This window comes from Candidatus Brocadia sp. (assembly GCA_021646415.1).
GTDB lineage: Bacteria > Planctomycetota > Brocadiia > Brocadiales > Brocadiaceae > Brocadia.
Map to the genome: position 1 here is coordinate 75258 of SOEU01000002.1, position 25782 is coordinate 101039.

Below are 25782 nucleotides of genomic sequence, written 5' to 3' on the forward strand. Positions count from 1 at the left end.
AAGAGATATAACTTTGGTTGGATAGCCAGATGGTTGGAAGGTTAAGTGATTATTAGTTATTAACTATAGGACCATTTTACCATAATTAAAGGAGTCGTGACACTGTACTATGGAAGAACTACCAGAAAGATATTTTTATAACAGGAACAAGACTGTCAGAATCGGTCAGATACTGAAAGACGTGTTTCCAAAAAGAAGTGTTACCGACAGAACTTATAACCAGGTCAGGGAAGCATGGCAACGTATCGTAGGTGATGAAGTTTGTAAGTGCTCATTTATAACAGGGTTAAAAAATAGAGTGTTATATGTGAACGTAGAATCTACTGCGCTTATTCACCATTTGACTAATTTTGAAAAACATGCTATAATTGCCCGAATTAATGAGATCATCGGCACGCAGTGTATAGAGGACATTCGCTTTAAAGCAGGGATAATAAATGAAGGCAGAAGAGACTAGTTCAGTAGTAAGAAAAGATACGTATGACGCAACGTCTATAAAGGTGCTTGGCGGCATAGAGGCAGTTAGAAAAAGGCCGGCAATGTACATAGGGGATACTACCCTAAAAGGGTTGCACCATCTGGTAGAGGAGGTGGTCTGTAACAGTGTGGATGAGGCGGTAGCAGGTTTCTGTGAAAATATCAGTGTAAAGATAAATGCAGACGGTAGTTTGGCCGTCATAGACGATGGAAGGGGTATTCCTGTCGACGTGCACAAAGAAACGAATAAGTCGGCGCTAGAGGTGGTTATGACCACGTTACATGCCGGAGGTAAGTTTGAACATAAAAGCTATAAGGTATCCGGCGGTCTGCATGGGGTCGGCGTATCAGTTGTGAATGCCCTTAGCGAGTGGATGGAGGTAGAGGTAAGAAGGGATGAGCATATGTACTTCCAACGGTATGAGAAAGGTGAAGTAAAGTCGCCCGTTGAGTTAAGAGGCGTTACCAAGAAAAGAGGAACCAGGGTTGTTTTCAAGCCTGACCCTGAAATATTCGAAGATACAACGTTTTGTTATGAAACAATAGCGAAAAGACTGAGGGAATATGCTTTTCTGAATAAAGGGTTAAAGATAACGCTCAGTGACGAGAGGACGGATAAGAGTGATTCATTCAAGTATGAAGGTGGCATAAAGGCGTTTGTAAAAGAACTTAATGAAGGGAAAGATGTAATTCATAAAGATATAATATATTTTGAGAAGGAAAGCAACGGTACTATTATTGAAGTAGCTATGCAGTATAATGATGGATATAGTGAAAATGTGTACACCTTTGCAAATAATATCAACACTGTGGAGGGGGGCACTCATCTGAGCGGTTTCAGAGCTGCTCTTACGAGAACTCTCAACAACTACGCAAAGAATAAAGGTCTCCTTAGCGAAGAAAAGGCACCTACAGGAGACGATTACAAGGAAGGACTTACGGCTGTCATAAGCGTAAAACTGCCTGATCCTCAGTTTGAAGGACAGACAAAGACGAAACTTGGTAATCGTGACGTTCAGGGTCTCGTAGAAACCGTGGTAAACGAGCAGTTTGGAATTTACTGTGAGGAAACACCGGCGACAGCGAAGGCTATCATCAATAAGGGGATAGATGCAGCCAGGGCGAGAGAAGCAGCGCGAAAAGCCAGGGACTTAACGAGGAGGAAAGGGGCGCTTGGAAGCACAAATCTTCCCGGAAAGCTGGCGGATTGCTCTTCGAGAGACTTCGAGACGTCTGAATTATTCCTCGTAGAAGGTATTTCCGCAGGTGGAACGGCAAAACAGGGAAGAGACCGTACATTTCAGGCAATCCTGCCGTTAAAAGGCGTGATTTTAAATGTAGAGAAGGCGCGCATTGACAAGATGTTGAGCAATGAGGAGATCAGAACACTAATATCCGCCTTGGGAACAGGCATAGGAATGGATGAGTTTAATGTGAGCAATCTGCGGTATGGTAAGGTTATAATAATGACGGATGCCGATATCGATGGGGCGCATATCAGAACGCTCCTGCTGACGTTTTTCTTCCGCCAGATGATAGATCTTATAGAAAAAGGGCATGTCTATATTGCGCAGCCGCCACTGTACAAGGTAACAAAGAACAAGAGACAGGAATATATTTATGATGACAGGGAGTTGCAAAAGAAGCTTATATCACTTGGTGGTGAAGGGACTATTATGGAAGTTAACAGTGGCGAAAAAGAAAGCCTGGACAGTTCAAAGCTGGGAAAGTTATTACAGCAATTAGTACAAATGGAAGAGTATACAAAAATGTTAAGAAAGAAAGGAATATCCCTGGACAGATTTTTAGGGTTACGACATAAAAAAAGCGGAAATCTTCCATTCTATAAGGTGACCTATAAAGGAGAGATATTTTATATCTATTCGGAAGAAGAACTGGAAGAATTTATAAAAGAGAAGCAGCAGGCAGAGGGAAGGGAACTGGAGATATTGGAAGAGGACGATGTACTCGAGAATAAGCAAAGAAAGGAAGAGGGAAAAATAGAAGTCATTGAATATCATGAAAGCAGAGAAATAGAGAAGACTATGCGGATAATAGAGAACTTTGGTTTTTCAATAGATGAGTATTTTGACGGACGCAACAGCGAAGAGCCAAAATACAAATTGGCATCAGGGGATACGGAAATATATGCCAACTCCCTTGGAGAGGTCTTATCAAAGATACGTGAGATCGGGAGAAAAGGGCTGGAGATACAGCGTTACAAAGGTCTGGGTGAAATGAATGCGGAAGAACTGGCGGAAACTACCATGAATATTAACACCAGAACACTATTAAAGGTAAAAGTGGAAGATGCGGCGAAAGCCGATGCGATCTTCAGCACCCTTGCTGGAAAGGACGTTCAGCGGAGAAAAGAGTTTATAGAGAAACATGCATTAGAAGTAAGAAATTTAGACGTTTAGTTTTTTGTAATGGGAGCTACAGCGATTTCATGCAAAAGAAAGAATTGAAACAGATGGAAAATGTTCTTTTAAACAGAAAGAATATATTATTACGAGAACTTGAGGAACGGGTCAAAAAATATCGGGATGCCAATGGCGGAAAGATGACAGATATTGCAGAGATTGCATCCAGTTCCTCAACCGATGAATTGGAAATTACCGTTGCCGAAGAGGATGCAAGGGAACTGAAACAAATAGAAGATGCCCTGGCACGGATTCGCGCGGGACATTATGGAATTTGTGAACAATGCGGTCAAATGATAAAAAAGGCGAGGCTGAAGGCTATTCCGTTTGCCACCTTGTGTGTAAGTTGCAAGGAAGAAGAGGAAAAGGAGTGCGGCGAAAAAACTATCCAGACGAGATATGATGCTGAAGACCTCATTGACAAACCGGAAAATGGGGAGGCAGACGATATAGACAGCAGATACTTTGGAAGGAAGATTATTGAATTTGAATACGATGATAGCAGGAATTAGTCTTTAAAAAGATCCAGGATCGATGACGCTAGTTGAAACTTTCTTAAACACTTGTGAAAGATACGCCCGGAAAACTGCCATCATAGACCAAAATGGTGCTCACACTTATGATGACCTCCGCAAGGAAACTATGAGGCATGCGGCGCGACTCTTATTGGAGAATACCGGAGAAAATGTAGGAATACTCCTTCCCAACGGGAAAGAATTTGTAACCACATTCTATGGAATCCTCATGACAGGGAAAACCCCTGTTCCATTAAATTACCTCCTTTCTCCAGCGCAATTGCTCTATGTAATCCAGGATGCAGGTATAGATACCGTCTTCACCGACAACTTATTTGCACCACTGCTGGGAAATCAGATAGAACAGATCTTTGCCGGAGAAGAGGGACAATCTCCTGCATTGTTCGATGAAAGGAATATCAGGCAGGGTGATACAGATGAACAGGCTGCTCTGCTCTATACTTCGGGTACTAATGCCAGCCCGAAAGGGGTGATGCTGACACACAGGAATTTCCTGAGCAACCTGAATGGGTGCATACACGCCTTCCATTTTACAGAGAAAGACGTATTGCTGGGCGTTCTACCATTGTTTCATACTTACGCATTAACCACAACATTGATCCTGCCAGTCTGCGTTGGTGCTACAATTGTCTACCTTCCGCGGTTTTCAGGACCAAAGGTCATGGAAATGATTGAAAAATACAAAGTCACGGCCTTGTTTGCAATTCCATCCATGTACCGGGTGCTTTTGCGAACTGCTGAATCAACCAATCATGACCTGAGCACATTAAAGCTCTGTACGTCAGGAGGAGAACTCCTGCCGGGAGACGTCCTGGAGGCATTCAACAGAATATTTCCAGTCCCGTTGACCGAGGGCTACGGATTAACTGAAGCCACGGCAATCGTTTCCGTAAACCTTCCTGAAAAGTGCAAGCCAGGCAGCATTGGCCCTCCACTGGACAACCTAGAGGTGAAGATCGTAGACGACAATGGTCAGAAACAGCCGGTAAATAAAGAGGGCGAGATATGGGTAAAGGGGCCAAATGTGATGAAAGGGTATTACAAGATGCCCAGGGAGACGGCGGAGACCATTACAACGGATGGATGGCTGAAGACCGGAGATTACGGGAAACTTGATGAGGAAGGATTCCTGTGGATCACGGGCAGGAAAAAGGAGTTAATCATTATCAGCGGAGAAAACGTATCTCCTAATGAGATTGAGCACGTCATCAGCGGGTATGAGAAGGTTTTTGAAGTAGCTGTTGTCGGGGTACCTGACAAAGTTCGCGGTGAAACGCCCAAGGCATTTATAGCGCTGCATGAGCATATGACATGCAGCGAGGAAGAAATTAAAAACTACTGCATGCAGCGATTGCCACATTACAAAGTACCCAAATATTTTGAATTCCGCAAGGAGTTACCGCACGGTCCTACCGGCAAGGTTTTAAAAAGGGCATTGAAATAATGCATTTCAGATTGAACAAATCGTAAATCTGAAAGTATAACCTCTCTGTAAAACCCATTCAAGCTGAATGATTTTCTCCGTATTTTCACCACCTTTATGACAAATAACCGGTGGAAGACTTCTCCTTTACCATGTTAGATAAATTTTACCATCTCACAGGGTGAATTCCCTCTTTGCGAAGGAGAAATCGGAAGAATTTTTGTTACTTATTGTATAGAAATTTTCATTTTATGTAAGCGGGTTACAGGGTGACATGGACAAACTTTGTTTGTCGTGCTTTGCTTGTTCCCAAACTCTGTTTGGGAACAAGCAGCCATAGTAGGTGCGTCCTACGCACCAAAACAATCCAACGTATGGATGGTGCGTTGGACTACTCAAGCTGTTTTCGTGGGACAGGCATCCTTGCCTGTCATCATTGCAAAGAGGAATCTTACGATGTCAAAATTCCTCATATTCGTTCGGAATGACAAGAAAGTTGTTGGGTTTTTGTCTTTTAAAACCCAACCTAATTTAAAGAGTAACAGATGATACGTAGTATAAGTCCAAAAAATTTTGACTGGTTCATGTTCCCCATAATATGCCTCATTTTGACCGTGGGGATATTTTTCATCTGGAGCGCATCGTCTGAGAAGTTCGCATTCAAACAGCTCGTATGGGTCCTGATGGGATTTACCCTTTTCTTTACCCTTCTTTATTTTGATTATCTCTCATTCGCCCACTACGCATATATTATCTACGCATGCTTCCTTTCTCTTTTATTACTCTTGCTAGTCCTTGGGGGTTCCGTGAAAGGTTCACAGAGGTGGTTTTCCATCGGTTCTTTTTCAATTCAACCGTCAGAGTTTATGAAAATCACCCTGGTCCTCACCCTTGCAAGATTTCTCCGGTACAAGAAATATGGTCTCGGACTATTTGATATCGGAATTTCCCTCCTTTTGACCTTCATACCTATGGCACTCATTATAAAGCAGCCGGATTTGGGCACGGCGCTGGTCATGGTTCCTATTTTACTTTCTATTCTCTATACTGCAGGCATCCGGCTTCATCACCTCCTGATATTTATCGGTACCGGACTAGCCGTCTCACCTTTACTCTGGATGTTTCTGTTAAAGTCTTATCAGAAAATGAGGATCATTGGTTTTCTCTGGCCTGAGAAAACCAATGATTGGGGTGCAGGCTATCACAGACTCCAGTCCCTCATCGCTATCGGTTCCGGAGGTTTCTTTGGAGCCGGCTGGGGAAATGGCACGCAGAACCAAATGAAATTCCTGCCAGAGCGACATACTGATTTTATTTTTGCCGTTATTGCTGAAGAGTGGGGATTTTTACGGGCATGTTTCGTCCTGTTTCTCTATATTGTTTTCCTTACGTGCGGTATTGGTATTGCCAGAAGCACGCGCGAGCCTTGCGGGCGACTCATTGTTATAGGACTGGTTACCATGTTTGCAACTCAAATCGTGATCAATATCTGCATGACTTTGGGAATAGCCCCCATTGTAGGAATTACGCTTCCCTTTATCAGTTACGGTGGTTCTTCCATGCTTACATCGTTTATTGCACTTTCTATTATCTTTAATATTAAAATGCGTTCTAAGATTGACCTTGCCTCTCAATATCTCCATGAAATACGGTAATAAAAAATGAATTTTGTTGCATTAAAAATGCTTATTGGAAATCGCGCCAAGTACCTTGGCATCATTGTCGGACTGACATTCGCCTCACTGCTTATTACCCAACAGTCAGCCATTTTCGTAGGACTGATGATGCGAACGTTTGGCTTCCTGACGGACACGGCGCTTCCTGACATCTGGGTAATGGATCCGAAAGTGCAGTACATTGACGATCTCAAACCAATGAAAGAAACGGAATCGCTTCGCGTTCGCAGCGTACAAGGGGTTGCGTGGGCGGTGCCTTTGTACAAGGGGTTGCTGAAGGCGAGGCTGCCGAACGGAACCTTTCAGACATGCAACGTCATTGGTCTTGACGACGAGACATTAATTGGAGGTCCGCCGAGGATGTTACAAGGGCAAATGGCTGACCTCCGCCGAAGTGATGGTGTAATTGTAGATATCGTTGGTGCAACAGGCAAGCTGGCCAGGGTTCTGCCAGATGGAAAACGCGAACCCATGAAAATCGGTGACACCATGGAGCTTAACGACCATCGTGCCGTTGTTGTCGGGATTTGCCAGGTACAACGGACATTTCAATCACAGCCCGTTGTTTACACGACATTCTCACGGGCAACTACCTTTTCGCCGCGTGAACGCAAGCAGATGTCTTTTGTGCTGGCAAAAGCAAAGCCGGGCCAGGATCTCCTGACACTATGCCGGCGCATTCGCCGGGTAACGGGTTTGGCTGCCTATACGAAGGATGAATTTAAAAAGATTACTATCAATTATTACACGAAATACACAGGTATTCCTATCAATTTTGGGACTACGGTAGTACTTGGTTTCATCGTGGGTGTTGCTATTGCCGGACAGACATTTTATAATTTTACTCTTGACAATCTGCGCTATTTCGGAACGCTCAAGGCAATGGGCGCTTCGGATTTTATGTTACTGCGAATGATCTTGCTTCAGGCAACAATGGTCGGCGGCATCGGATACGGACTTGGAGTTGGTGCCGCCTCGGTGTTCGGAACGCTGTCCGGTCGCACGGAACTTTCCTTCCGGCTGCCATGGCAACTCTTAGTCTTCAGCGCAATCGCCATTATGTTAATTTGCGCTATCTCTGCCGCCCTTAGCATGTGGAAGGTGGTACGGTTGGAACCGGCGGTTGTCTTTAAGAGCTAGGGGTAAAAAATATGGTTCAAACCGTTCAAGTCGTTTAAGCAGCTTGAGCCGGATATCCAGTATGGGAAATGAAAACCTGTTTGTAACAATAAATCAGAGAGAATGCATCTATTCAGTATGTCAAATACAGATAACATTGCGGTACTTTGCCGGGGTGTAACCAAAACGTATGGAAGTGGCAGTACCCAGGTCCATGCCCTGTGCGGCGTGGATCTGGAAGTACGTACGGGAGAACTGATGATGCTCGTTGGCCCGTCTGGCAGTGGCAAAACCACGTTGATTTCTGTTATTGCCGGAGTCTTAGACCGGGACGGCGGCGAATGTCTGGTGTTTGGCCATGATTTCAAACGTATGAAACCTAATGAGAAAACGCTGTATCGTGGACAAAACATCGGGTTTGTTTTCCAGATGTTCAATTTGATCCCTGCCCTGACGGCTGCTGAGAATGTTGCGGTTCCGCTGATCATTAATGGTGTCAAACGACGCGAAGCAATAGACAGGGCGCGTGATATCCTCTGCCGCGTCGGACTCAGTGACCGTACAAACTCACTTCCCGCGGAACTTTCAGGCGGACAACAGCAGCGAGTCGCCATCGCACGCGCAATGTTACACAACCCGAAACTCATTGTATGTGACGAACCCACCAGTGCGCTTGACCATGAGACTGGCTACAGGGTCATGGAACTGTTACGGGAGGTTGCAGTTGGCGTTGATCGTGCGTTTATCGTCGTCACCCACGATGCACGCATTTTTGAATTTGCAGACCGCATTGCCAAAATGGATGACGGTTACATTATTAGTATAGAGAGTTTGAATCGTAATTCGCCAGATAATAAAAAATTCTAAGGAGGTTTATTATTAGAAAATACCTGCTACCCGTCCTGTCCATTTTAGGTATTGGGTTCGCTGTACTAACGGTCGTTAAAGGCAGCAAATCCCTTCCTCCGTCTCAGCCTGTTGTGGATCCGAGCGCACCTCCCTTCAGATCGTCCGTGGCCGGAGCCGGTATTGTGGAGGCGAATACTGAAAACATCGCAATCGGTACGCTCATTCCTGGTGTTGTCTCTGAGATCTACGTCTCCGTTGGCAGCAAGGTCAAGGCCGGTGATCCGTTGTTTAAGATTGATGACCGCGACCTGAAGGCACAACTGGCAACGAGGCAAACGGCGCTCAGGGTAGCCAGGGCACAGGTTAGGGTAGAAAGGGCGCAACTGGACGATTTGAAAGATCAACTAGCCAAGGCTGAAATCTTGTCTTACAAAAAGGTCATTAGCACTGATGAAATGGACAGACGCCGTTATGCGGTACAAACTGCTGAAGCAAGACTGGCCTGGGCCAAAGCAGAGGTTGCTTCAGCTGAAGCGCAGGTGAAAGAGACGGAGACCAACCTTGACCGGATTATCGTACGAGCACCCCGAGATGGCGAAGTCCTTCAAGCGAAAATTCACGTTGGTGAATTTGCCCCGGCGGGCATCACCCAAACGCCACTCATGATATTCGGCAACATAGAACCCCTGAACGTTCGCGTTGATGTGGATGAAAACGATGCATGGCGTGTGCAACCAGATACTCCAGCAGTGGCCTTTCTGCGCGGCAACCGGGAAATAAAAACACCTCTGAAATTCGTTCGTTTTGAGCCGTATGTCATTCCCAAAAAGTCGCTCACCGGCGATAGCACCGAGCGTGTTGACACGCGTGTGCTGCAGGTCATTTACAGCGTTGAACACAACGATCTGCCGATTTTTGCCGGGCAACAGATGGATGTATTCATTGAGGCGACTGATCAGATTACACCGTAAATTTCAAAACGAAACAACGCTTGCTTAATATCAGATTTCATATTATTATTAAAACATGAATGCCTTAAAATTGTTCGTAACAGAACACATACTACCCATGGTGGAAATGCCCGGGCAATATATCGGTGGAGAATGGAACTCAGTTGTTAAGAACCATGACGATATTGATATAAAAATCGCATTGGCATTTCCTGATACCTATAGTATAGGTATGTCTCATCTTGGTATCCAGATTCTTTACGGATTGCTCAACGAACGAACGGACACTGTTTGTGAAAGGGTATTTGCCCCCCTGGATGACATGGAATCACTTCTCAGAAAACAGAAGATTCCTCTCTTTTCCCTTGAAACTTATACCCCTTTGAAAGAATTCGACATAATAGGTTTCTCTCTCCAATATGAACTATCGTATACCAATGTCCTGAATATGCTGGATCTCTCAGGGATTCCTGTCATGGCATCTGAACGCAACGAAACAGACCCTCTTATCATTGCCGGTGGTCCTGCGGCCATTTCTCCTGAGCCATTAGCAGATTTTATCGATATATTTCTTGTGGGGGACGGGGAGGAAAGCCTGCCTCAACTCATTGAATTAGTTAAGGACATGAAGCAGAGAAAACTCCCCCGCAAAGAAAAGGTTGTTTCCATAGCTCAAACCCTGAGGAATGCCTATGCACCATCCTTCTATGAAGTCTCTTACCGTCAGGATAATACGGTAAAAGCGATACATCCAAGGGTATCTGGTCTTCCGTCGCTCATACGATCCGCCTCGGTAAAGGATCTCAACAAGACCTATTTTCCAACCAGGCCGATTGTGCCGCATGTAAAAACTATTCACGACCGTGTCACTATTGAGGTTATGCGCGGCTGTACACAGGGGTGCAGGTTTTGTCAGGCTGGCATGAGTAAACGGCCTACCCGGCCCCGTACCGTAGAAAACATTTTATACCTTGCGGAACGCTGCTATACCAATACCGGGCATAATGAAATATCCCTTGCATCCCTTTCTATTAGTGACTATCCGTTCTTAAAACAGTTAATGGACCGGATGAACCATATTTTCCGTCCGCGGTATGTAAACATCTCTTTTCCGTCCTTACGGATAAACGAACAACTTGTCTTTTTGCCTTCTCTGCTCAATACCGTTCGCAAGTCAGGACTTACCCTTGCACCTGAGGCGGGAACGCAAACGCTGAGAAAGATTATTAACAAAAATATCACCGACGAGGACCTCTATGCGGGTATCGAGGAAGCGTTTAAACAAGGCTGGAATTTGGTGAAACTCTATTTTATGGTTGGACTCCCTACAGAAACAGACGACGATATCGATGCCATTGCAAGACTTGCCTACAACATCTCTGACTTGAAAAAGAATATGAGTGGTTCTTTCGGACAAGTGAATATCAGTATAGCGCCCTTTGTACCCAAGGCGCATACCCCTTTCCAATGGCACCCCATGGTTACCCTCCAGCGGATAAAAGAGGTAAGAAACCGATTATTTGATCGGGTTCGGCGAAAATGCATTCATATCAAGTTTCACAGTGCAGAACGCAGCATTTTAGAAGGGATATTTGCCCGTGGGGACCGAAGGTTGGGAAAGGTTATTTATCAGGCATGGCAGGATGGATGCAAATTTGACGCATGGGAAGAACATTTCCATTTTCAAAGATGGATGGATGCATTTCAAAAGGCGGGGGTTGACTGGACCTTTTATGTCCACCGCCAGAGAAACGACGATGAGGTCTTCCCCTGGGACCATATCAGCTGTGGTGTTGTAAAGCCATTCCTTATGCAGGAAAGGCAAAGATCCTTCTCTGAGGAAATTACTCCTGATTGCCGTACTGCTGAATGTCCTGAATGCGGGAGCTGTGCGCGTTCGAGGAATTTTTGTACGGTTTAGGAAATATTAATTATGGTACCTGTTTCTATTGGCCTGGGCTCAAATGTGGGAGATAGGGCACGGAATCTGTTCTCCGCTTACGACCATATTATTACTACAAAGGGTATACAGCCTTTAAAACTTTCGCGATTTTATGAAACAGCACCCGTAGGCGGACCATCCCAGCCGATGTTTTTGAATGCCGTTCTCATCGTGGAGACGGTAATGTCTCCCCATCAATTACTCGAACGGTTTCAACGCATCGAAGCACTTATGGGCAGAGTCCGTTCGGTAAAATGGGGTCCCAGGAATATTGATATTGATATCCTGCTTTATGGTGATAAAACTGTTGATGACCGGCAACTGAAAATACCTCATCCCTTGATACACACTCGGTTGTTTGTTTTGGAACCATTCGTTGAAATTGCTCCCAACGTCGTTCATCCCGTTTTTAAAAAAACCATTCTTCAATTATATAAAGAACTCCGGGCTTCGTTACCGGTTACGACATAACAGCATGTTCTCAAGACTCGACAATTACATATTGAAGGCCTTTATTCCTACATTCTTCATGTGCCTCCTCATTATTTCAGGAATATACATTGTTATTGACCTGCTTCAAAAACTGGGTGAATTTGTGGAGATGGGAGGAGATGCCTTCGGCACAGGAACACGTTACTATACGTATCTCTTTCCTGTGATTGTCTTTCAGTTTTTTCCTGCCATCATTTTAATAGCGGTAAGTATTGTCCTTGTACGGCTCTCGAAAAACCGGGAGATCCTGGCTATGCAGGTCGCCGGAATCTCACTTTACAGGGTATTGCTCCCTATCTTCGTCATTACCGTATTTATGTCCTTTGCTTCTTTTGGCGACCAGGAGTGGCTTATACCAAAATTTGCAGAAAAGTTAGAAACCTTACGGCAAAACTCGTTTAGTGATAATATCCAGAAAAACATTCTTTTAGATGATAAGGAAAATAATGCCTTAATTCGTATTTGGAAATATAACAACAAAACACAAAACATGCAGTCGGTATTTGTCCTTGCGCGATATGAAAACAGAAGAAAGAAATTTACCATCAGTGCTGATGAAGGCAGATGGCTGGGAAAGAATACATGGCTACTTACCAAAGTCGTAAAACATGTTTATGATGAACGGGGAAAGTGGGTTGCGCCCATACAACAAATTGACAGCATGGAATTTGTGTCCGCCATAACACCCGCGGATCTTGGCAAAATAAAGCTGGATCCCAGCCTGTTAAATTTTGAGCAATTAAAGGAACTCTGTAAAAGCGAACCTGATAACCCGAGAAACAGGGTATTGTTTCATTCCAGGATTGCCTATACCCTTACGCACTTTGTGTTGCTCCTGCTTGGCATACCCATCGTTGTCGGGTTTGAAAGATTAAGCAGAAATTTATTTTTGCGTGTTGGTCTGTGTGTCCTGATCTGCGGCATTTTTTATGCAATGTCATTTGTCTGTTCCAACCTCGGCAACACAGGAATGATCCATCCCATATTGGCGGCGTGGTTGCCCATAGTTATTTTTGGATCTGTCGGATTATTGTTTTTTGATATGATGCAAATGTAGTATATAAGAGAGAGGCAAGCGGTCGTTCGTCCTCACAAGGGTATTATTTTCTGACTTCTGATATGGCAAATGGGAGAATGCATGATGGCCATAAGTGAATACATCCATGCCTTCTTAGACCTTTTTTATCCCCGAGCCTGTTTGCATTGTAACCGCAAGTTAAATGATTCGTACGAACGTTATCTTTGTGAGAGTTGTAAAAGAGAAATCCCCTACGTCAACCATTCTTGTTGTATTCGATGCGGAGCTAGCCTGGGACCCCATATTACGTCCGGGGTAAAAGAAGGTTGCGCGGCATGCAAAGGGAAATACCTCCCCTTTAACACCATTATCTCTGCTACTTATTACGACGACGTTATGAAAACATTGATCCATAAGTTTAAATACGCCCGGCAAAAATTTTTAGCCTGTTTGTTGAACGATATCTTGATAACCAATGAAAGATTGAAAGAGGCCATTCCGGATATTGATGTCATTGTACCAGTGCCTCTTCATTGGTTAAAGAAAATGCTTCGGGGTTTCAACCAATCCGAGCTCTTGTCACAGGGAATTCAAAGACATTTTTCAAAACCTATAGCAATAAACAATCTCTGCCGCATTAAAAAAACAGCGTCACAGACACAACTATCAAAAAACCAACGACAGATAAATATCCACAATGCATTTTTTGTTAACCACCCTGAGTCGTTTAAGGGGAAAAAGGTGCTGCTTGTTGATGATGTATTAACCACCGGAGTAACTGCATCTGAGTGTTCCAAAAAGTTAAAAGAAGCAGGTGCCGGGGCTGTTCATTTGCTCATCCTGGCAACGGCGAGGCATTATGATTAATATACAATCTTAATTTCCTTGACTGATAATTTTTTAAGGGGTAAAATTATTTATTCGAGTGTATTAAGAGACTTTCACCTTTTTCACGAAAGGAATCTCCCTTGGATAATATTACAATCGTTGCAAGGCATTTAAACATAACGGAAGCTATTAAAAATTATGCCCTGCAAAAAGCAGATAAAATAAAGAAATTTTTTAGACGGATTCTTCAGATACAGATTACCTTGGATATTGGGGGGGACAATGGTCATATTGTCGAAATGATTGTTTCGGTTTCAAGGGGACCTACACTTGTTGCAGAGGTATCGAATTCTGACATGTATCGGGCAATTGACCTCGTGGTGGATAAGATCGAGGCCCAGCTGAAAAAGCATAAGGGTAAAATCCAATCCAGGATTGTCCGCAGAAAAAAGCCTGCGACTGCTGACATGGAAGGTTTGGAAGGTATACCGGAAACAGAATGAAAAACAATTTGATCGGAGGAGTTTTATAGCATGAAATTAACTGATTTTATCGTGGAAGATGCTATTATTACGGAAATCAAAGCCGCGGAAAAAGAGGCTGTAATTCGGGAGATGGTGTGCTCCCTTAAGGATGCAGAAAAAATCAATGATAAGGATGTTGAAAATATCATTAAATCTCTTATGAAAAGGGAGGAATTGGGGAGTACTGGTATAGGGAAGGGTGTCGCTGTTCCTCATACAAAACATGATTCCGTAAAAAAAATTATGGGGACGATTGCACGGTCAACGCATGGCGTTGACTTTAATGCCCTGGATGGTGAACCTGTCCATCTCTTCTTTCTCCTGCTTTCCCCAAACGATTCTGCAGGGTCACACCTTGCCGCACTAGAAAGAATATCTACCGTTATAAGAGATAATGATTTCCGCCGATTTATGCGCGAAGCTAATGGCAAAACGGGAATGATTGAAATATTGCACGAGGTCGATGGGATCCAGGTTTAGTTTCTATTGTAAAGTGCGGGTTCTTCTGCCTTAAAAAGATGCAGAAGGCGATTGGTAATGGAAATTTCACCTCCTGCCTACTATCAGCAGTTTATCGGTAACTTAAACGAGCAAACCGCATAAATTATAAAAGACTTTCAAAGAGAGCTGTTTTTCAGCATAATATTCACGCTATGGATATTCACGTTAAAAATTCCACATTATTAGAGCGAAAAGTAAAAATCTCAAATTCCAACGGGATGCACGCGCGGCCTGCCACAAAATTTGCGGAAATTGCCAATAAATATACTTCGGAAATCCGTATTAGAACAAAGAGTAAAGAGGTCGATGGCAAAAGCATTATTGAACTTCTAACCCTTGGTGCGGAGAACGGCACAGAAATAATTATTATCGCAAAAGGACCCGATGCAGCAGAGGCGCTGGATGCTCTGGAGGGGTTAGTTAAAAGCAAATTTGAAGAAGAATTTATGGAAATTAGAAAAGGGATCGCTGTCTCTCCGGGGGTGGTTATCCGTGAGGCCTTCATGTTCGAAAGCGAAGGATACCGCATTCCCCGCCATATTATAAGGATAGAGGAGGTCGAGGGCGAAATCCGCAGACTCGAAAAGGCCATCGAAGATTCAAAAAAGGAAATACATGATTTAGAGCAAAGGGTTTCTGAAAATTTAGGTTCTGAAATAGGGTCGATCTTTGGTACGCACCGAATGGTATTACAGGATGTCCGTTTAAAAAATGAAATTATTGAAAAAATAAAGAAAACCAACTTTACCCCTGAATTTGCCGTATCCCTGTCCTTGCGTGTTTACATCAGAAAATTTCAGGACGTTCACGACTCTTATCTTGCAGAAAGAGTGACCGATATCTTTGATATTGAACGACGACTTTTAAGAAATTTATTGGGTGAAAAGAGAGAAGAACTGAAAAATCTTGCCGAAGAAGTGGTATTGGTAGCACACGACCTTACCCCTTCTCAAACGGCTTCACTCGATACGGAAAAAGTTAAAGGATTTGCCACTGATGTGGGCGGGAGGACCTCTCACACCGCAATCGTTGCCCGTGCGCTAGGCATTCCGGCTGTGGTAGGGCTCGGCACAATCACCACAGACGTCTTTGGGGGCGATACGGTAATTGTAGATGGTAGTAGTGGCATTGTTATTGTTAGACCCGATGCTGAAACCCTGGCAACGTACCAAAGCAAAGTCAAGAGCATCCATGTCTTTGAAGAGAAATTAGCCACTGAGCTTAAGGATCAACCCTCAACCACGCGGGATGGCAAACATATTTCTATTTACGGTAATATCGAATTCCCAAAAGAGACCAGTCTGAACGTAAAATACGGCGCCGAGGGAATTGGCCTTTATAGAACGGAATTTCTCTATTTAGGCGCATCCAGCCCCCCAACAGAAGAGGAACATCTCGAGGCATACACTGCTGTCGTACGAGAATTGAAGGATAAGCCCATTATCATTCGAACACTTGATCTTGGCGCTGACAAATTTGATTATTTGGATGACCGGAAAGAAGGGAACCCTTTCCTGGGATGTCGTTCCATACGGTACTGCTTCGAAAATCCATCCATATTTAAGATACAGCTCAGAGCTATTTTAAGGGCTTCAGCGCTGGGTAATGTGAAAATATTGTTTCCCCTTATCTCTTCTCTTCAGGAGTTGCGGCGCGCAAAACAAATGGTTTGGGAAACTATGGAAGAATTAGACAAAGAAAATATTCCTTTTAACAAAAACATTGATATGGGAATTATGCTCGAAGTCCCTTCGTCTGTCATGATTGCAGATACATTAGCAAAGGAGTGTGATTTCTTCAGTATCGGTACCAATGATCTCATCCAATACTCTTTGGCCGTTGATAGAAATAATGAACGGGTGGCGTATTTATATTGCCCCGTGCATCCTGCCATCTTAAGACTTTTAAAACTTGCAATAACAGCGGCAGAAGAAAATAACATACCGGTTGGAATATGTGGGCAAATGGGAAGTGAGATTGAATATACTGCTCCCCTTATCGGGTTGGGACTTACCGAGTTTAGTGTAGCTCCGGCAACGATTATACCGGAAATAAAAAAAATTGTCCGTTCGATTACTTTTGAAAAGGCAAAAGAGATAGCAGAAACGGCTTACCGCTTTGACGATCCAGAAAAAACAATTAACTATCTCAGAAATATTGCTATTGACATATTTCCGGAGATTTTTGAGGGACGAAAATATCCTTGACAGCAAGAAACTGCATGATTAAAATTTTGCATAAGTATTTTAAATTGTTACATTTGAAGTTTTTTAACGGTTGATTAACTATAGCAAAGATACGTATTCGATTTACTAAAGTAGGCGATATTCGCTTTATCTCTCATCACGATTTGATGAAGGTCTTTGAACGGGCTATTAGAAGGGCTAACATACCTATCGCGATGTCCAAGGGTTTCAACCCTCACCCGAAATTGTCTATCCCCATAGCATTGAGTGTTGGAATAGCCGGCAAAGATGAAGTTTTGGAACTAGAATTGCCCGAATCGATGCCTCCTGAAATTTTGGCCGAACGTTTAGGTCAGCAGCTGCCAAAGGAAATTCAGATTCTTTCAGGGGAAGCTATACCATACTGCCAAAGGGGTTCTGTTTGTGATGTACTGTATGAGGTTATTTTTAAAGATCCGGGCCTTTTCACAACAGGAAAGATCAGCGAATTTTTACAACGATCGTCCATTATTGTAAATCGTATAAAGGATGGATATTCAAAACCTTTTGATATTCGACCTTCTATTCAGGAAATCACGGTAAAGCCCAACGGTTTAATTTTGTCGATAAAAATGGAATCAGAAGGCATGGCGAGACCAGAAGAGGTAATCCATTCCTTATGTGAAAACGGGAAAAAAGAGCTCTTTGAAATTACGAGAATAAAGGTCAACCTATCTTCTTCTGCCTAGCAAAGGGAAATGATCATGAATAAGAGGATGCTTATTAATGCAGTTGAACCTGAAGAATGCCGCATTGCCATCTTAGAAAATAATATTTTAGAAGAACTTTACATTGAAAGGAGTTCTCGGGAACAAATTGCAGGCAATATTTACAAGGGAAGGGTAGTTAACGTTGAGCCCAGTATTGAAGCGGCTTTTGTTGATATCGGACTCAAAAAAAATGGATTTCTCCATGCATCGGACATTTTAATTCCCACCGAAAACGGGAGCCATGCATCAGATGCTGATACCCATACCAGACCTCATCGGGTATTCCGTAAGATAAGAGATATTTTGCATCAAGGACAAGAAGTGCTGGTTCAGGTGACAAAAGAAAGTATTGGCACAAAGGGCCCTAGTTTAACAACATATATCAGCCTGCCGGGAAGGTACCTGGTCTTAATGCCGGACGTGCCCCGCCATGGAGTTTCCAGAAAAATTGCGAGTGAAGAAGAACGGCAAAGGTTAAAAAAAATACTCGAGGGATTAAATCCTCCCCACAATATCGGTTTCATCATACGAACGGCAGGGGCACAACAGACTAAAAAAGAGATTCATAAGGATTTTCATTATCTGTTAAAACTTTGGAAAAACATTGAGAAACGATCAAAAAGCGTCAGTACCCCGGCAACTATTTATCAGGAAAGTGATCTGGTAATTCGGGCTATCAGAGATATATTTTCACCTGATATACAGGAAATCATCGTAGACACGGAAGCCGTCCACGAAAGAACACGTGATTTCCTCCGTATGATTATGCCTAAATATGAAAGACATTTGACCCTCTACAGTGAGGATAAGCCATTATTTCACAAATATAATATTGAAAAAGAAATTGAGGAGATAAACTGTAACAAAATCCGCTTGCCTCGCGGGGGCTCAATCGTGATTGAACAGACCGAGGCGCTTGTTGCAATTGATGTCAATAGTGGCAAATTTAAAGAAGAGAGCGACCCGGAGGAAACGGCCTTTAAGACCAACCTCAAAGCTGCAAGGGAAATTGCGCGTCAGATACGATTAAGAGACCTGGGTGGTGTAATTGTAATTGACTTTATTGACATGAGGACGGAATCGCACAATCATGCTATCGAAAAGGTTGTCGCTGATGCCCTGAAAAGGGACAAGGCGCGGACAAAGATGCTGAAGATGTCAAAATTTGGCACCATTGAACTTACCCGTCAAAGGATCCGGTCGAGTCTGCGGGATGTCCTTTTTGAGGAATGTAAGCTTTGCGGCGGCACCGGATATGCCAAAACGGTTGAAAGCCTTTGTTTAAATGCCATGAGAGACCTGAAGTTTGCTATCCATTCGCCTCAGATTGCCAGAATTGAAATCATTGCGAACCATGAGGTCGCAAATTATTTGCAAAATCAGAAAAGGAAACAAATGATAGAAATCGAAGAATCCTACAATAAAAAGATACATATTTTTAGCACAACGAATCATGAGTACGGTAAAATAGATATTCGTTATTTCAATCAGAAAGATGAGCTTGTTACCATATAATTTTTTAACCGGGAAAGGAGAAATGAACAAATGTACGCAATAGTAAACGACAGAGGGAAACAATACAAGGTAAGGGCTGGTGAGCATCATCTCATCGACCTGAAAGCCGATACCCAAATCGGGCAAATTCTGGAATTTGATGATGTATTAGTGTGTTCAAATGAAGAAGGGAACACGACCTTTGGGGCGGCAGCTAATAAAAATGCAAAAGTTATTGCAGAAGTTGAAGGCATAAAAAAGGGTGTAAAGTCTATGACCATAAAATTCCGCAGGAGGAAGGAATCAATGACCAGGAGAGGACACCGGGAAAAATATACCCGGATAAAAATTAAAGAAATCATCTGTGGGTAAATCAAATTTTGCCGGTATTTTGTCAATTATTTACATAATTTCAAAACGGAGGGAGTAACATGGCACATAAAAAAGGACAAGGTTCCTCAAAGAACGGAAGAGACAGTAATCCGCAAATGCGGGGCGTAAAAAGATTCGGCGGGCAATTTGTTACTGCTGGCTCTATAATCGTCCGCCAGTGTGGAACAAAGTTCAAACCCGGAATGAATGTTGGTATTGGAAGAGACGATACGCTTTTTTCCAAGATAGACGGTACGGTAAAATTTGAAACAAGACACCGCGTGAGCGTCTATTCAAAACCAAATTAATCATCTCTTAATACAATGAATGTGTTTTCATAATAGGGTGCCCTGATGTGCACCCTTTATCTTTTCTAAAGTATGTTTGTTGACGAAGCTGTTATATTTGTAAAGGGGGGTAGCGGGGGAAACGGTTGTGTGAGTTTCCGAAGGGAGAAATACGTCCCCCATGGAGGGCCCGACGGAGGGGACGGGGGCAAAGGGGGAGACGTTATACTTCATGTCAGCACGAAAATAGATACATTACTTGACCTCACCTCCCGCGTAAAACATATTGCAGGGAGCGGGGCACATGGAAAGGGTTCTAATAAAAAAGGCAAAGATGGTAAAGACCTTATTATAGAATTACCCAGAGGCACGATAATTAAAGATAGAGAAAGCGGACGTATTTTGAAAGATATGAGTATCGGAGGGGAAAGCATTGTTATTGCCCGAGGAGGTAGGGGAGGAAGAGGAAACAAACATTTTGCAACTTCTACCAATCAGGTTCCACGCCATGCAGAAAAGGGTAAACAAGGGGAAGAACGATGGCTGTCCCTCGAACTGAAATTACTTGCGGATGTCGGTCTTATTGGAATGCCCAATGCAGGAAAATCAACACTACTCTCCCGGTTATCGGCTGCCAGACCTAAAATTGCTGATTATCCGTTCACCACGCTGCAACCTCAATTAGGGATCGTGGAGGTAGAGAATTACCGAAGATTCGTTGTTGCCGATATACCCGGACTCATTGAAGGGGCACATAAAGGGACAGGGCTCGGGGATGAATTTCTCCGTCATATCGAAAGGACAAAACTATTAGTCCATCTTTTGGATGTTTCACCCGTTGCGGGTCCAAATCCTGCAGACGCATATTATATTGTTCGGAACGAATTAATACAATACAACCCCAGCCTTGCTGAAAAACCCGAAATTGTCATTGCAAATAAAATGGATCTTTTAGACGCAGAGACTGGTATCAAGTGTATTCAAAATTTGGAAGAAAAAATATCCAAACCGGTCTGTCCCGTCTCTATGGTCACGGGCAAGAACATAGGCACACTGATAAATATGATTGTAAGTGCATTAAGCGAGATCCAGGCCAATATAAACCAAGCTGTATGTTGTTAGCAATCGACATTGGTAATACAAATATTCACGTTGGGATATTCGAAGGAGACAACTTACTGTCTGTCCATACCATAAAAGGTGCGTGCTCGTCCCAGACAAATTTTACAAAAATTCTTAATCCTGCCGTCTTAAGCAAAGCACAAGCTGTCATCGCATCTGTCAATCCAAAGGCAGAAGCATTCGTCATTGAAACTATCCGGAATCATCTCCCAGTAAAACCACAAATTATTGGGAAAGACATCCCAATCCCTATCCCGGTTCTGACAGAACATCCAGAAAAGGTGGGCGTAGACCGGTTGGTAAATGCGATTGCCGCATTTGAACGGACAAAAAACTGGACGATCGTTGTTGATGCGGGCACCGCAATAACGATTGACGGGATAAGCAACAAAGGGGCTTTCCTGGGGGGGATTATTGCGCCAGGGATGGACGCTTCCTCAAGGGCGCTTCACCGCGATACAGCATTTTTACCACAGATATCCGTCAGGAAACCAAGGAATGTCCTCGGGAAAAACACAGAAGATGCGATAAATTCTGGCATTTATTGGGGAACTATCGGGATGGTAAAACAGCTTATAGAAATGATTCGCGATGAACTGGAATGCCAACCAACTGTAATAGCAACCGGAGGAAATGCACAGATGCTGGCGCAGGAAATTCCTCTCATTACTACAGTATTACCTTATCTGACGTTAGAGGGAATCAGAATCACGTATAAAACAACGCATGCTTTACACATATCACATTAATGTTTTTTGATTTTCTCAATCAATTTTTGATACCGAGCATCTTCTCTTAGATAAGCCAGATCTTTATCCCGTTCCAGATGATAGATATCCTTATAACCTAGCGCAATCGCCTTTTCCAGGGCTTCAAATGCGGCATCAATATTTTTCAGCAACGCATAACTACAGGCAAGATTATAGTGGACCAGAGGATCGTTTGGTCTCAGGCGACTTAGCTTCAGGTCTACCGAAAGCCCTTTTTCATACATACCATGCGCCGTATACGCATTGCCTAAATACAGAAGACAATCAACATAATCTGGATTTCTTTCAAGGATACCTTCAAGAAACCAAATAGTAAATTCCTCCCCTTCTTTTTTAAATTCAGGCGAGTTAATGGTAAATTCATAATTCGGCAGTGTAATTGAGTCGAGAAATCTGTTTTTCGTTTCAGTTTTCATTGTATGCTTATTTATTATTATTATTGTTTATAATTGTTGCTCTTGAATAAATATATGTATAAAATATGCGGTTGTCAAGTCTCAGTATATATATTTTTATTTTGTTTCATTGACGGAACGGAGGAGCAAACAATGCCCATCGATAAAGAACTCATAAAAAGCAAAATCCACAGCAAGGAAGACATCTCACTGAAAACGATTGCCGATATTATAGCGTATAAAATATATGAAAGCCCGGAAAATATGGGCCCGGAGGCAAATTATCTCGCTGCGACCGAGGCGGTCGCCCAATATATATCCGAAAAATTTAAGGATTTAGATTCATTGAAAACCCACTTATCTCAACGTGATAAGGGGATGAAATCGATTAATGATTTTGCCGATACGGTATATAACTATTATCAGGATAAGCAGCTTTTAAGCTTCGACATCGTCAAGAATATGATTTCAAAAGTAAAAGATGTCAACGTAAAAATGATCACGGACATCGTGGCATATAAACTTTACCAAAGTCCCGACGACAAGGGTCCGGAGCTCAATTTCATATCCGCCGAAACATTCGTCGCCCAGTATATGTCAGAAAATTTTAAAAATCTCCGTGAATTTAGGAGATGCCTTTCAGATCTTGGAAAAGGTTCATATGCGCTGGAGGCATTTGCTGATTTAGTGTACAAATATTATTGTCAGAAGAAAAACTAATTACCATGAAAAAACAGGAAAGGCCTATCTGAAAATACCTCTCCCCGAAAGAGAGGTTGTGAAAAATCTCTTCTCCACCCTGGGTGAATTGATATCAAGCACAATACAGATGAAAAATAAATAAAGATATTTGACAACATACTGAAAGGTTTCCTATGCCGATAAAAAATTATCCTTCCATCCGCACCAAACTCCCCGGACCCAATGCAATTCAGTACCTGGAAAGGGAAAAAAAGTTTGTTTCGCTATCCTCAACAAAAGGCTATCCCTTGGTAGTAAAAAGCGCAAAAGGCATGGTTGTCACGGATGTGGATAATAATACCTTCCTTGATTTTACCGCAGGTGTTGCGGTTTGCAATACCGGACACAACCACGACCAGATCATTTCATCGATCACCACCCAGGCAAATGCCCTTATTCACATGTCCGGCGCAGATTTTTATAATCCACTCCATATCGAATTGGCCGAAAAACTTTCTGCAATTTGCCCGGGAGCTCATACAAAAAAAGCCTTCTTCGGGAACTCCGGTGCAGAATCTGTAGAAGCCGCCTTTAAATTAGCGCGTTACCATACAAGACGTCCCATCGTCATTGCCTTTTATAGTGCCTTTCACGGCAGGACCATGGGGGCGCTTTCTCTTACTGCGAGCAAACTGAACCAACGCAAACACTTTCTCCCCCTCATTCCCGAGGTTATTCATATTCCGTACGCATATTGTTATCGATGTCATTACGGACTAACTCCCGACAAATGCAATATGGCCTGTGTCACCTGGATTCGTGAAGAACTATTTAAAACAAAGGTGCCGCCAGAAGATGTGGCAGCGATCTTTGTCGAAATTATCCAGGGAGAAGGTGGATATGTTGTGCCTCCAAAAGAGTTCCACAAGGCACTGTATCAATTGACACGCGACTACAATATCCTTTACGTTGCAGATGAAGTGCAATCAGGCATGGGTCGCACAGGCAAGATGTTTGCCTGTGAGCACTTTAATATAGTCCCTGATATTATTACCCTTGCCAAAGGCATTGCATCAGGACTTCCTTTGTCTGCCACGGTTGCCCGAGAAGAAATCATGGACTGGGTACCCGGCAGTCATGCAAGTACATTTGGAGGTAATCCCGTCAGTTGTCAGGCTGCGCTTACCACCATCAGGCTCCTTGAGGATGGACTTATAGATAATGCGGCCAAACAGGGCGCTTATATGATAAACGAGTTAAGGAAATTAGAGCGCACCTATTCCATCATTGGTGATGTCCGGGGCCTGGGACTTATGCTTGCCATTGAGATTGTGAAAGATAAAGAAAGCAAGTCATATGCATCAGAAGAGCGGGATAGTATCATCCAGAAGGCGTTTTCAAAGGGGCTCTTATTACTGGGCTGCGGACGCAGCGCCATCCGCTTCTGTCCTCCTTTGATCCTTTTGAAAGATGACGCTGATATCGCGTTGTCGATTTTCGAAGAGTGTTTGAAAGAAACCGTGCAAAAGAAATGATAAACGTTACAAAAACGGCAGGAAAGGCCTCCTGTATCTTTGTTGACACTCCATGATGCAGGGGGGGAATAAGGTAACGGTGGTGAGGGAGGTAGGCCCACAAAAGGGCGATGAAATCATATTGTCCTGAGACATCCGGAAAATGGATGAGCAGAATAGAAAATAATTTGAAATTTGAAATCAAAAAGATGAGAGAATGCATTGGCGGAAAGTATTTCACGACAGATCAGAGGATGGGCTGATTCTTTGCAAAACAGCGTTTGAAATTTCAGATTTGAAATTTGAGATTATAGACTATGTCTCTTGCAGTTGACGAACCGATATTAAACAATCCTATTGAAGATATAGAAAAGCTATTTAGTAGAAAACTGTAAAATATGATTTTAAAGCACTATGCTATTATCGTGGAGAGTCCACAATGAAAGCGGTAAAAAGACTTCTTGATGTCAAAAAAGATAAAAGTGTAACGGTTAAATCACTTTCTTTTAAACCAGGAAGTAAAGCAGAGGTTATTATGCTTCCGTATTAAGTGACTTGGTTAAAAATTCCGTCGAGTGATGCCACAATTTCCTATTTGCCATCATTCCAAGGTAGCGGCATGATGGCAGTTACTTATAGTATTACTATATAAAAACTTCTTTTTGTGTAAGTTTTTTACCTCCCCTTCATCCCCTCTTTGCGAAAGAGGGGAAAGAGGGGTGGTTATCTTTGGTTGCGGCTGTGCTGTCCTATGAAATAATCCCATGTCAAAAGAAAAAATCCTTGTTGTAGATGATGAGCAAGACCTTGTAAAATTAATCCGGTATCACCTTGAAAAAGACGGCTATAAAGTACTATGCGCTTATAATGGTGAAGATGCGTTGTTCCTGGCCAGAAAAGAACGGCCGGAACTTGTCATATTAGACCTCATGCTACCCGGGATTGACGGTCTGGGGGTATGCAAAAAATTAAAGGCAGACCGGGGGCTTGCTAATACGGCCATTGTTATTTTAACAGCAAAAGGGGAAGAGGCCGATATAACGCTGGGTTTGAAACTGGGCGCCGACGATTATATGACAAAGCCCTTCAGCCCGAAAGAACTCGTAGCACGCGTACAGGCAGTCCTCAGGCGAACACAGAGTACTGTAACAACAAAAGATTATATTGAAATAGACGGCCTTACGATCGATTTGCATAAACATGAGGTGGCCATAAAGAATGAACCCATTCCATTAACCCTTACAGAATTCAAGCTGCTTCACCAACTTACCAGCAGGCCGGGACGTGTATTTACACGAGATCAATTACTCGATGCAGTTTCTGGCTCTGAAACATGTGTCATTGACCGGACGATTGATGTACATATCGCTTCCCTGAGAAAAAAACTAAAAACCTTCGCGAACTATATAATCACAATACGGGGAATTGGTTACAAATTCAAGGAGTAATTTGGA

General features: G+C 43.1%; 25 protein-coding genes. 24 read left to right on the forward strand and 1 reads right to left on the reverse strand.

Going from position 1 to position 25782, the window contains the following annotated elements; translation table 11 throughout:
* Nucleotides 1-109: 109 nt before the first annotated feature.
* From E3K36_02070 to E3K36_02170, 21 genes are all read left to right on the forward strand, one after another.
* Nucleotides 110-457, forward strand: a complete 348-nt coding sequence (locus E3K36_02070; GenBank protein MCF6154040.1) for a DUF721 domain-containing protein — start codon at nucleotides 110-112, stop codon at nucleotides 455-457.
* Nucleotides 438-2897, forward strand: coding sequence for a DNA topoisomerase (ATP-hydrolyzing) subunit B (gyrB, locus tag E3K36_02075; GenBank protein MCF6154041.1), 2460 nt, complete (start codon nucleotides 438-440; stop codon nucleotides 2895-2897). The genes E3K36_02070 and gyrB overlap by 20 nt, the downstream gene beginning before the upstream one ends.
* 29 nt (nucleotides 2898-2926) lie before the next feature.
* Complete coding sequence (locus tag E3K36_02080) at nucleotides 2927-3412, forward strand: TraR/DksA family transcriptional regulator (protein ID MCF6154042.1); 486 nt, start codon at nucleotides 2927-2929, stop codon at nucleotides 3410-3412.
* Nucleotides 3413-3434: 22 nt separating this feature from the next.
* Nucleotides 3435-4880 (forward strand): hypothetical protein, encoded by a 1446-nt coding sequence (locus tag E3K36_02085; GenBank protein MCF6154043.1) that lies wholly within the window; start codon nucleotides 3435-3437, stop codon nucleotides 4878-4880.
* Nucleotides 4881-5404: 524 nt separating this feature from the next.
* Nucleotides 5405-6514, forward strand: coding sequence for a rod shape-determining protein RodA (gene rodA, locus E3K36_02090; GenBank protein ID MCF6154044.1), 1110 nt, complete (start codon nucleotides 5405-5407; stop codon nucleotides 6512-6514).
* A 6-nt stretch (nucleotides 6515-6520) separates the two neighbouring features.
* Nucleotides 6521-7675, forward strand: coding sequence for an FtsX-like permease family protein (locus E3K36_02095; protein ID MCF6154045.1), 1155 nt, complete (start codon nucleotides 6521-6523; stop codon nucleotides 7673-7675).
* A gap of 117 nt (nucleotides 7676-7792) precedes the next feature.
* Complete coding sequence (locus E3K36_02100) at nucleotides 7793-8521, forward strand: ABC transporter ATP-binding protein (protein ID MCF6154046.1); 729 nt, start codon at nucleotides 7793-7795, stop codon at nucleotides 8519-8521.
* Between the two features lie 8 nt (nucleotides 8522-8529).
* Nucleotides 8530-9474, forward strand: coding sequence for an efflux RND transporter periplasmic adaptor subunit (locus E3K36_02105; GenBank protein ID MCF6154047.1), 945 nt, complete (start codon nucleotides 8530-8532; stop codon nucleotides 9472-9474).
* Between the two features lie 55 nt (nucleotides 9475-9529).
* On the forward strand, nucleotides 9530-11374 hold the full coding sequence (locus E3K36_02110) for a TIGR03960 family B12-binding radical SAM protein (protein ID MCF6154048.1): 1845 nt from the start codon (nucleotides 9530-9532) through the stop codon (nucleotides 11372-11374).
* 12 nt (nucleotides 11375-11386) lie between these two features.
* Complete coding sequence (gene folK / locus E3K36_02115; GenBank protein MCF6154049.1) at nucleotides 11387-11866, forward strand: 2-amino-4-hydroxy-6-hydroxymethyldihydropteridine diphosphokinase; 480 nt, start codon at nucleotides 11387-11389, stop codon at nucleotides 11864-11866.
* A gap of 4 nt (nucleotides 11867-11870) precedes the next feature.
* On the forward strand, nucleotides 11871-12944 hold the full coding sequence (locus tag E3K36_02120) for a YjgP/YjgQ family permease (GenBank protein ID MCF6154050.1): 1074 nt from the start codon (nucleotides 11871-11873) through the stop codon (nucleotides 12942-12944).
* Nucleotides 12945-13013: 69 nt separating this feature from the next.
* Entirely contained in the window at nucleotides 13014-13772 is a 759-nt protein-coding gene (locus tag E3K36_02125; GenBank protein MCF6154051.1) for a ComF family protein, read from the forward strand.
* Nucleotides 13773-13834: 62 nt separating this feature from the next.
* Nucleotides 13835-14236 carry a ribosome-associated translation inhibitor RaiA gene (gene raiA / locus E3K36_02130; GenBank protein MCF6154052.1) on the forward strand — a complete coding sequence of 134 codons (402 nt, stop codon included), beginning with the start codon at nucleotides 13835-13837 and terminating at the stop codon, nucleotides 14234-14236.
* A gap of 30 nt (nucleotides 14237-14266) precedes the next feature.
* The gene (locus tag E3K36_02135) at nucleotides 14267-14737 is read left to right on the forward strand and encodes a PTS sugar transporter subunit IIA (protein ID MCF6154053.1); all 471 of its coding nucleotides are present in this window, start codon (nucleotides 14267-14269) and stop codon (nucleotides 14735-14737) included.
* 173 nt (nucleotides 14738-14910) lie between these two features.
* Nucleotides 14911-16965: a phosphoenolpyruvate--protein phosphotransferase gene (ptsP, locus tag E3K36_02140; GenBank protein ID MCF6154054.1), complete on the forward strand. Its 2055-nt coding sequence runs from the start codon at nucleotides 14911-14913 to the stop codon at nucleotides 16963-16965.
* Nucleotides 16966-17045: 80 nt separating this feature from the next.
* On the forward strand, nucleotides 17046-17672 hold the full coding sequence (locus E3K36_02145; GenBank protein ID MCF6154055.1) for a DUF2344 domain-containing protein: 627 nt from the start codon (nucleotides 17046-17048) through the stop codon (nucleotides 17670-17672).
* A 15-nt stretch (nucleotides 17673-17687) separates the two neighbouring features.
* Nucleotides 17688-19208 (forward strand): Rne/Rng family ribonuclease, encoded by a 1521-nt coding sequence (locus tag E3K36_02150; protein MCF6154056.1) that lies wholly within the window; start codon nucleotides 17688-17690, stop codon nucleotides 19206-19208.
* Between the two features lie 30 nt (nucleotides 19209-19238).
* Nucleotides 19239-19559, forward strand: a complete 321-nt coding sequence (gene rplU / locus E3K36_02155) for a 50S ribosomal protein L21 (GenBank protein MCF6154057.1) — start codon at nucleotides 19239-19241, stop codon at nucleotides 19557-19559.
* A 59-nt stretch (nucleotides 19560-19618) separates the two neighbouring features.
* A complete protein-coding gene (locus E3K36_02160; GenBank protein ID MCF6154058.1) occupies nucleotides 19619-19867 on the forward strand; it encodes a 50S ribosomal protein L27 in 249 nt (82 codons plus the stop codon).
* Nucleotides 19868-19939: 72 nt separating this feature from the next.
* Complete coding sequence (gene obgE, locus E3K36_02165; GenBank protein ID MCF6154059.1) at nucleotides 19940-20968, forward strand: GTPase ObgE; 1029 nt, start codon at nucleotides 19940-19942, stop codon at nucleotides 20966-20968.
* Nucleotides 20959-21717 carry a type III pantothenate kinase gene (locus E3K36_02170; GenBank protein MCF6154060.1) on the forward strand — a complete coding sequence of 253 codons (759 nt, stop codon included), beginning with the start codon at nucleotides 20959-20961 and terminating at the stop codon, nucleotides 21715-21717. The genes obgE and E3K36_02170 overlap by 10 nt, the downstream gene beginning before the upstream one ends.
* On the opposite strand, the gene E3K36_02175 is transcribed toward E3K36_02170, so the two are convergent.
* Nucleotides 21714-22154, reverse strand: coding sequence for a tetratricopeptide repeat protein (locus tag E3K36_02175; GenBank protein ID MCF6154061.1), 441 nt, complete (start codon nucleotides 22152-22154; stop codon nucleotides 21714-21716). The genes E3K36_02170 and E3K36_02175 overlap by 4 nt on opposite strands.
* Nucleotides 22155-22286: 132 nt before the next feature.
* Between E3K36_02175 and E3K36_02180 the strand changes: the two genes are divergently transcribed.
* From E3K36_02180 to E3K36_02190, 3 genes are all read left to right on the forward strand, one after another.
* A complete protein-coding gene (locus tag E3K36_02180; protein ID MCF6154062.1) occupies nucleotides 22287-22853 on the forward strand; it encodes a hypothetical protein in 567 nt (188 codons plus the stop codon).
* A gap of 155 nt (nucleotides 22854-23008) precedes the next feature.
* Nucleotides 23009-24349, forward strand: coding sequence for an acetyl ornithine aminotransferase family protein (locus E3K36_02185; protein MCF6154063.1), 1341 nt, complete (start codon nucleotides 23009-23011; stop codon nucleotides 24347-24349).
* Nucleotides 24350-25092: 743 nt separating this feature from the next.
* Nucleotides 25093-25776: a response regulator gene (locus E3K36_02190; protein ID MCF6154064.1), complete on the forward strand. Its 684-nt coding sequence runs from the start codon at nucleotides 25093-25095 to the stop codon at nucleotides 25774-25776.
* Nucleotides 25777-25782: the final 6 nt, after the last annotated feature.

Coding starts and splice junctions, on each gene's coding strand:
- E3K36_02070 (MCF6154040.1), top strand. CDS start 110: ATGGAAGAACTACCAGAAAGATATTTTTATAACAGGAACAAGACTGTC.
- gyrB (MCF6154041.1), top strand. CDS start 438: ATGAAGGCAGAAGAGACTAGTTCAGTAGTAAGAAAAGATACGTATGAC.
- E3K36_02080 (MCF6154042.1), top strand. CDS start 2,927: ATGCAAAAGAAAGAATTGAAACAGATGGAAAATGTTCTTTTAAACAGA.
- E3K36_02085 (MCF6154043.1), top strand. CDS start 3,435: ATGACGCTAGTTGAAACTTTCTTAAACACTTGTGAAAGATACGCCCGG.
- rodA (MCF6154044.1), top strand. CDS start 5,405: ATGATACGTAGTATAAGTCCAAAAAATTTTGACTGGTTCATGTTCCCC.
- E3K36_02095 (MCF6154045.1), top strand. CDS start 6,521: ATGAATTTTGTTGCATTAAAAATGCTTATTGGAAATCGCGCCAAGTAC.
- E3K36_02100 (MCF6154046.1), top strand. CDS start 7,793: ATGTCAAATACAGATAACATTGCGGTACTTTGCCGGGGTGTAACCAAA.
- E3K36_02110 (MCF6154048.1), top strand. CDS start 9,530: ATGAATGCCTTAAAATTGTTCGTAACAGAACACATACTACCCATGGTG.
- folK (MCF6154049.1), top strand. CDS start 11,387: ATGGTACCTGTTTCTATTGGCCTGGGCTCAAATGTGGGAGATAGGGCA.
- E3K36_02120 (MCF6154050.1), top strand. CDS start 11,871: ATGTTCTCAAGACTCGACAATTACATATTGAAGGCCTTTATTCCTACA.
- E3K36_02125 (MCF6154051.1), top strand. CDS start 13,014: ATGGGAGAATGCATGATGGCCATAAGTGAATACATCCATGCCTTCTTA.
- E3K36_02135 (MCF6154053.1), top strand. CDS start 14,267: ATGAAATTAACTGATTTTATCGTGGAAGATGCTATTATTACGGAAATC.
- ptsP (MCF6154054.1), top strand. CDS start 14,911: ATGGATATTCACGTTAAAAATTCCACATTATTAGAGCGAAAAGTAAAA.
- E3K36_02150 (MCF6154056.1), top strand. CDS start 17,688: ATGAATAAGAGGATGCTTATTAATGCAGTTGAACCTGAAGAATGCCGC.
- rplU (MCF6154057.1), top strand. CDS start 19,239: ATGTACGCAATAGTAAACGACAGAGGGAAACAATACAAGGTAAGGGCT.
- E3K36_02160 (MCF6154058.1), top strand. CDS start 19,619: ATGGCACATAAAAAAGGACAAGGTTCCTCAAAGAACGGAAGAGACAGT.
- obgE (MCF6154059.1), top strand. CDS start 19,940: ATGTTTGTTGACGAAGCTGTTATATTTGTAAAGGGGGGTAGCGGGGGA.
- E3K36_02170 (MCF6154060.1), top strand. CDS start 20,959: ATGTTGTTAGCAATCGACATTGGTAATACAAATATTCACGTTGGGATA.
- E3K36_02175 (MCF6154061.1), bottom strand. CDS start 22,154: ATGAAAACTGAAACGAAAAACAGATTTCTCGACTCAATTACACTGCCG.
- E3K36_02180 (MCF6154062.1), top strand. CDS start 22,287: ATGCCCATCGATAAAGAACTCATAAAAAGCAAAATCCACAGCAAGGAA.
- E3K36_02185 (MCF6154063.1), top strand. CDS start 23,009: ATGCCGATAAAAAATTATCCTTCCATCCGCACCAAACTCCCCGGACCC.
- E3K36_02190 (MCF6154064.1), top strand. CDS start 25,093: ATGTCAAAAGAAAAAATCCTTGTTGTAGATGATGAGCAAGACCTTGTA.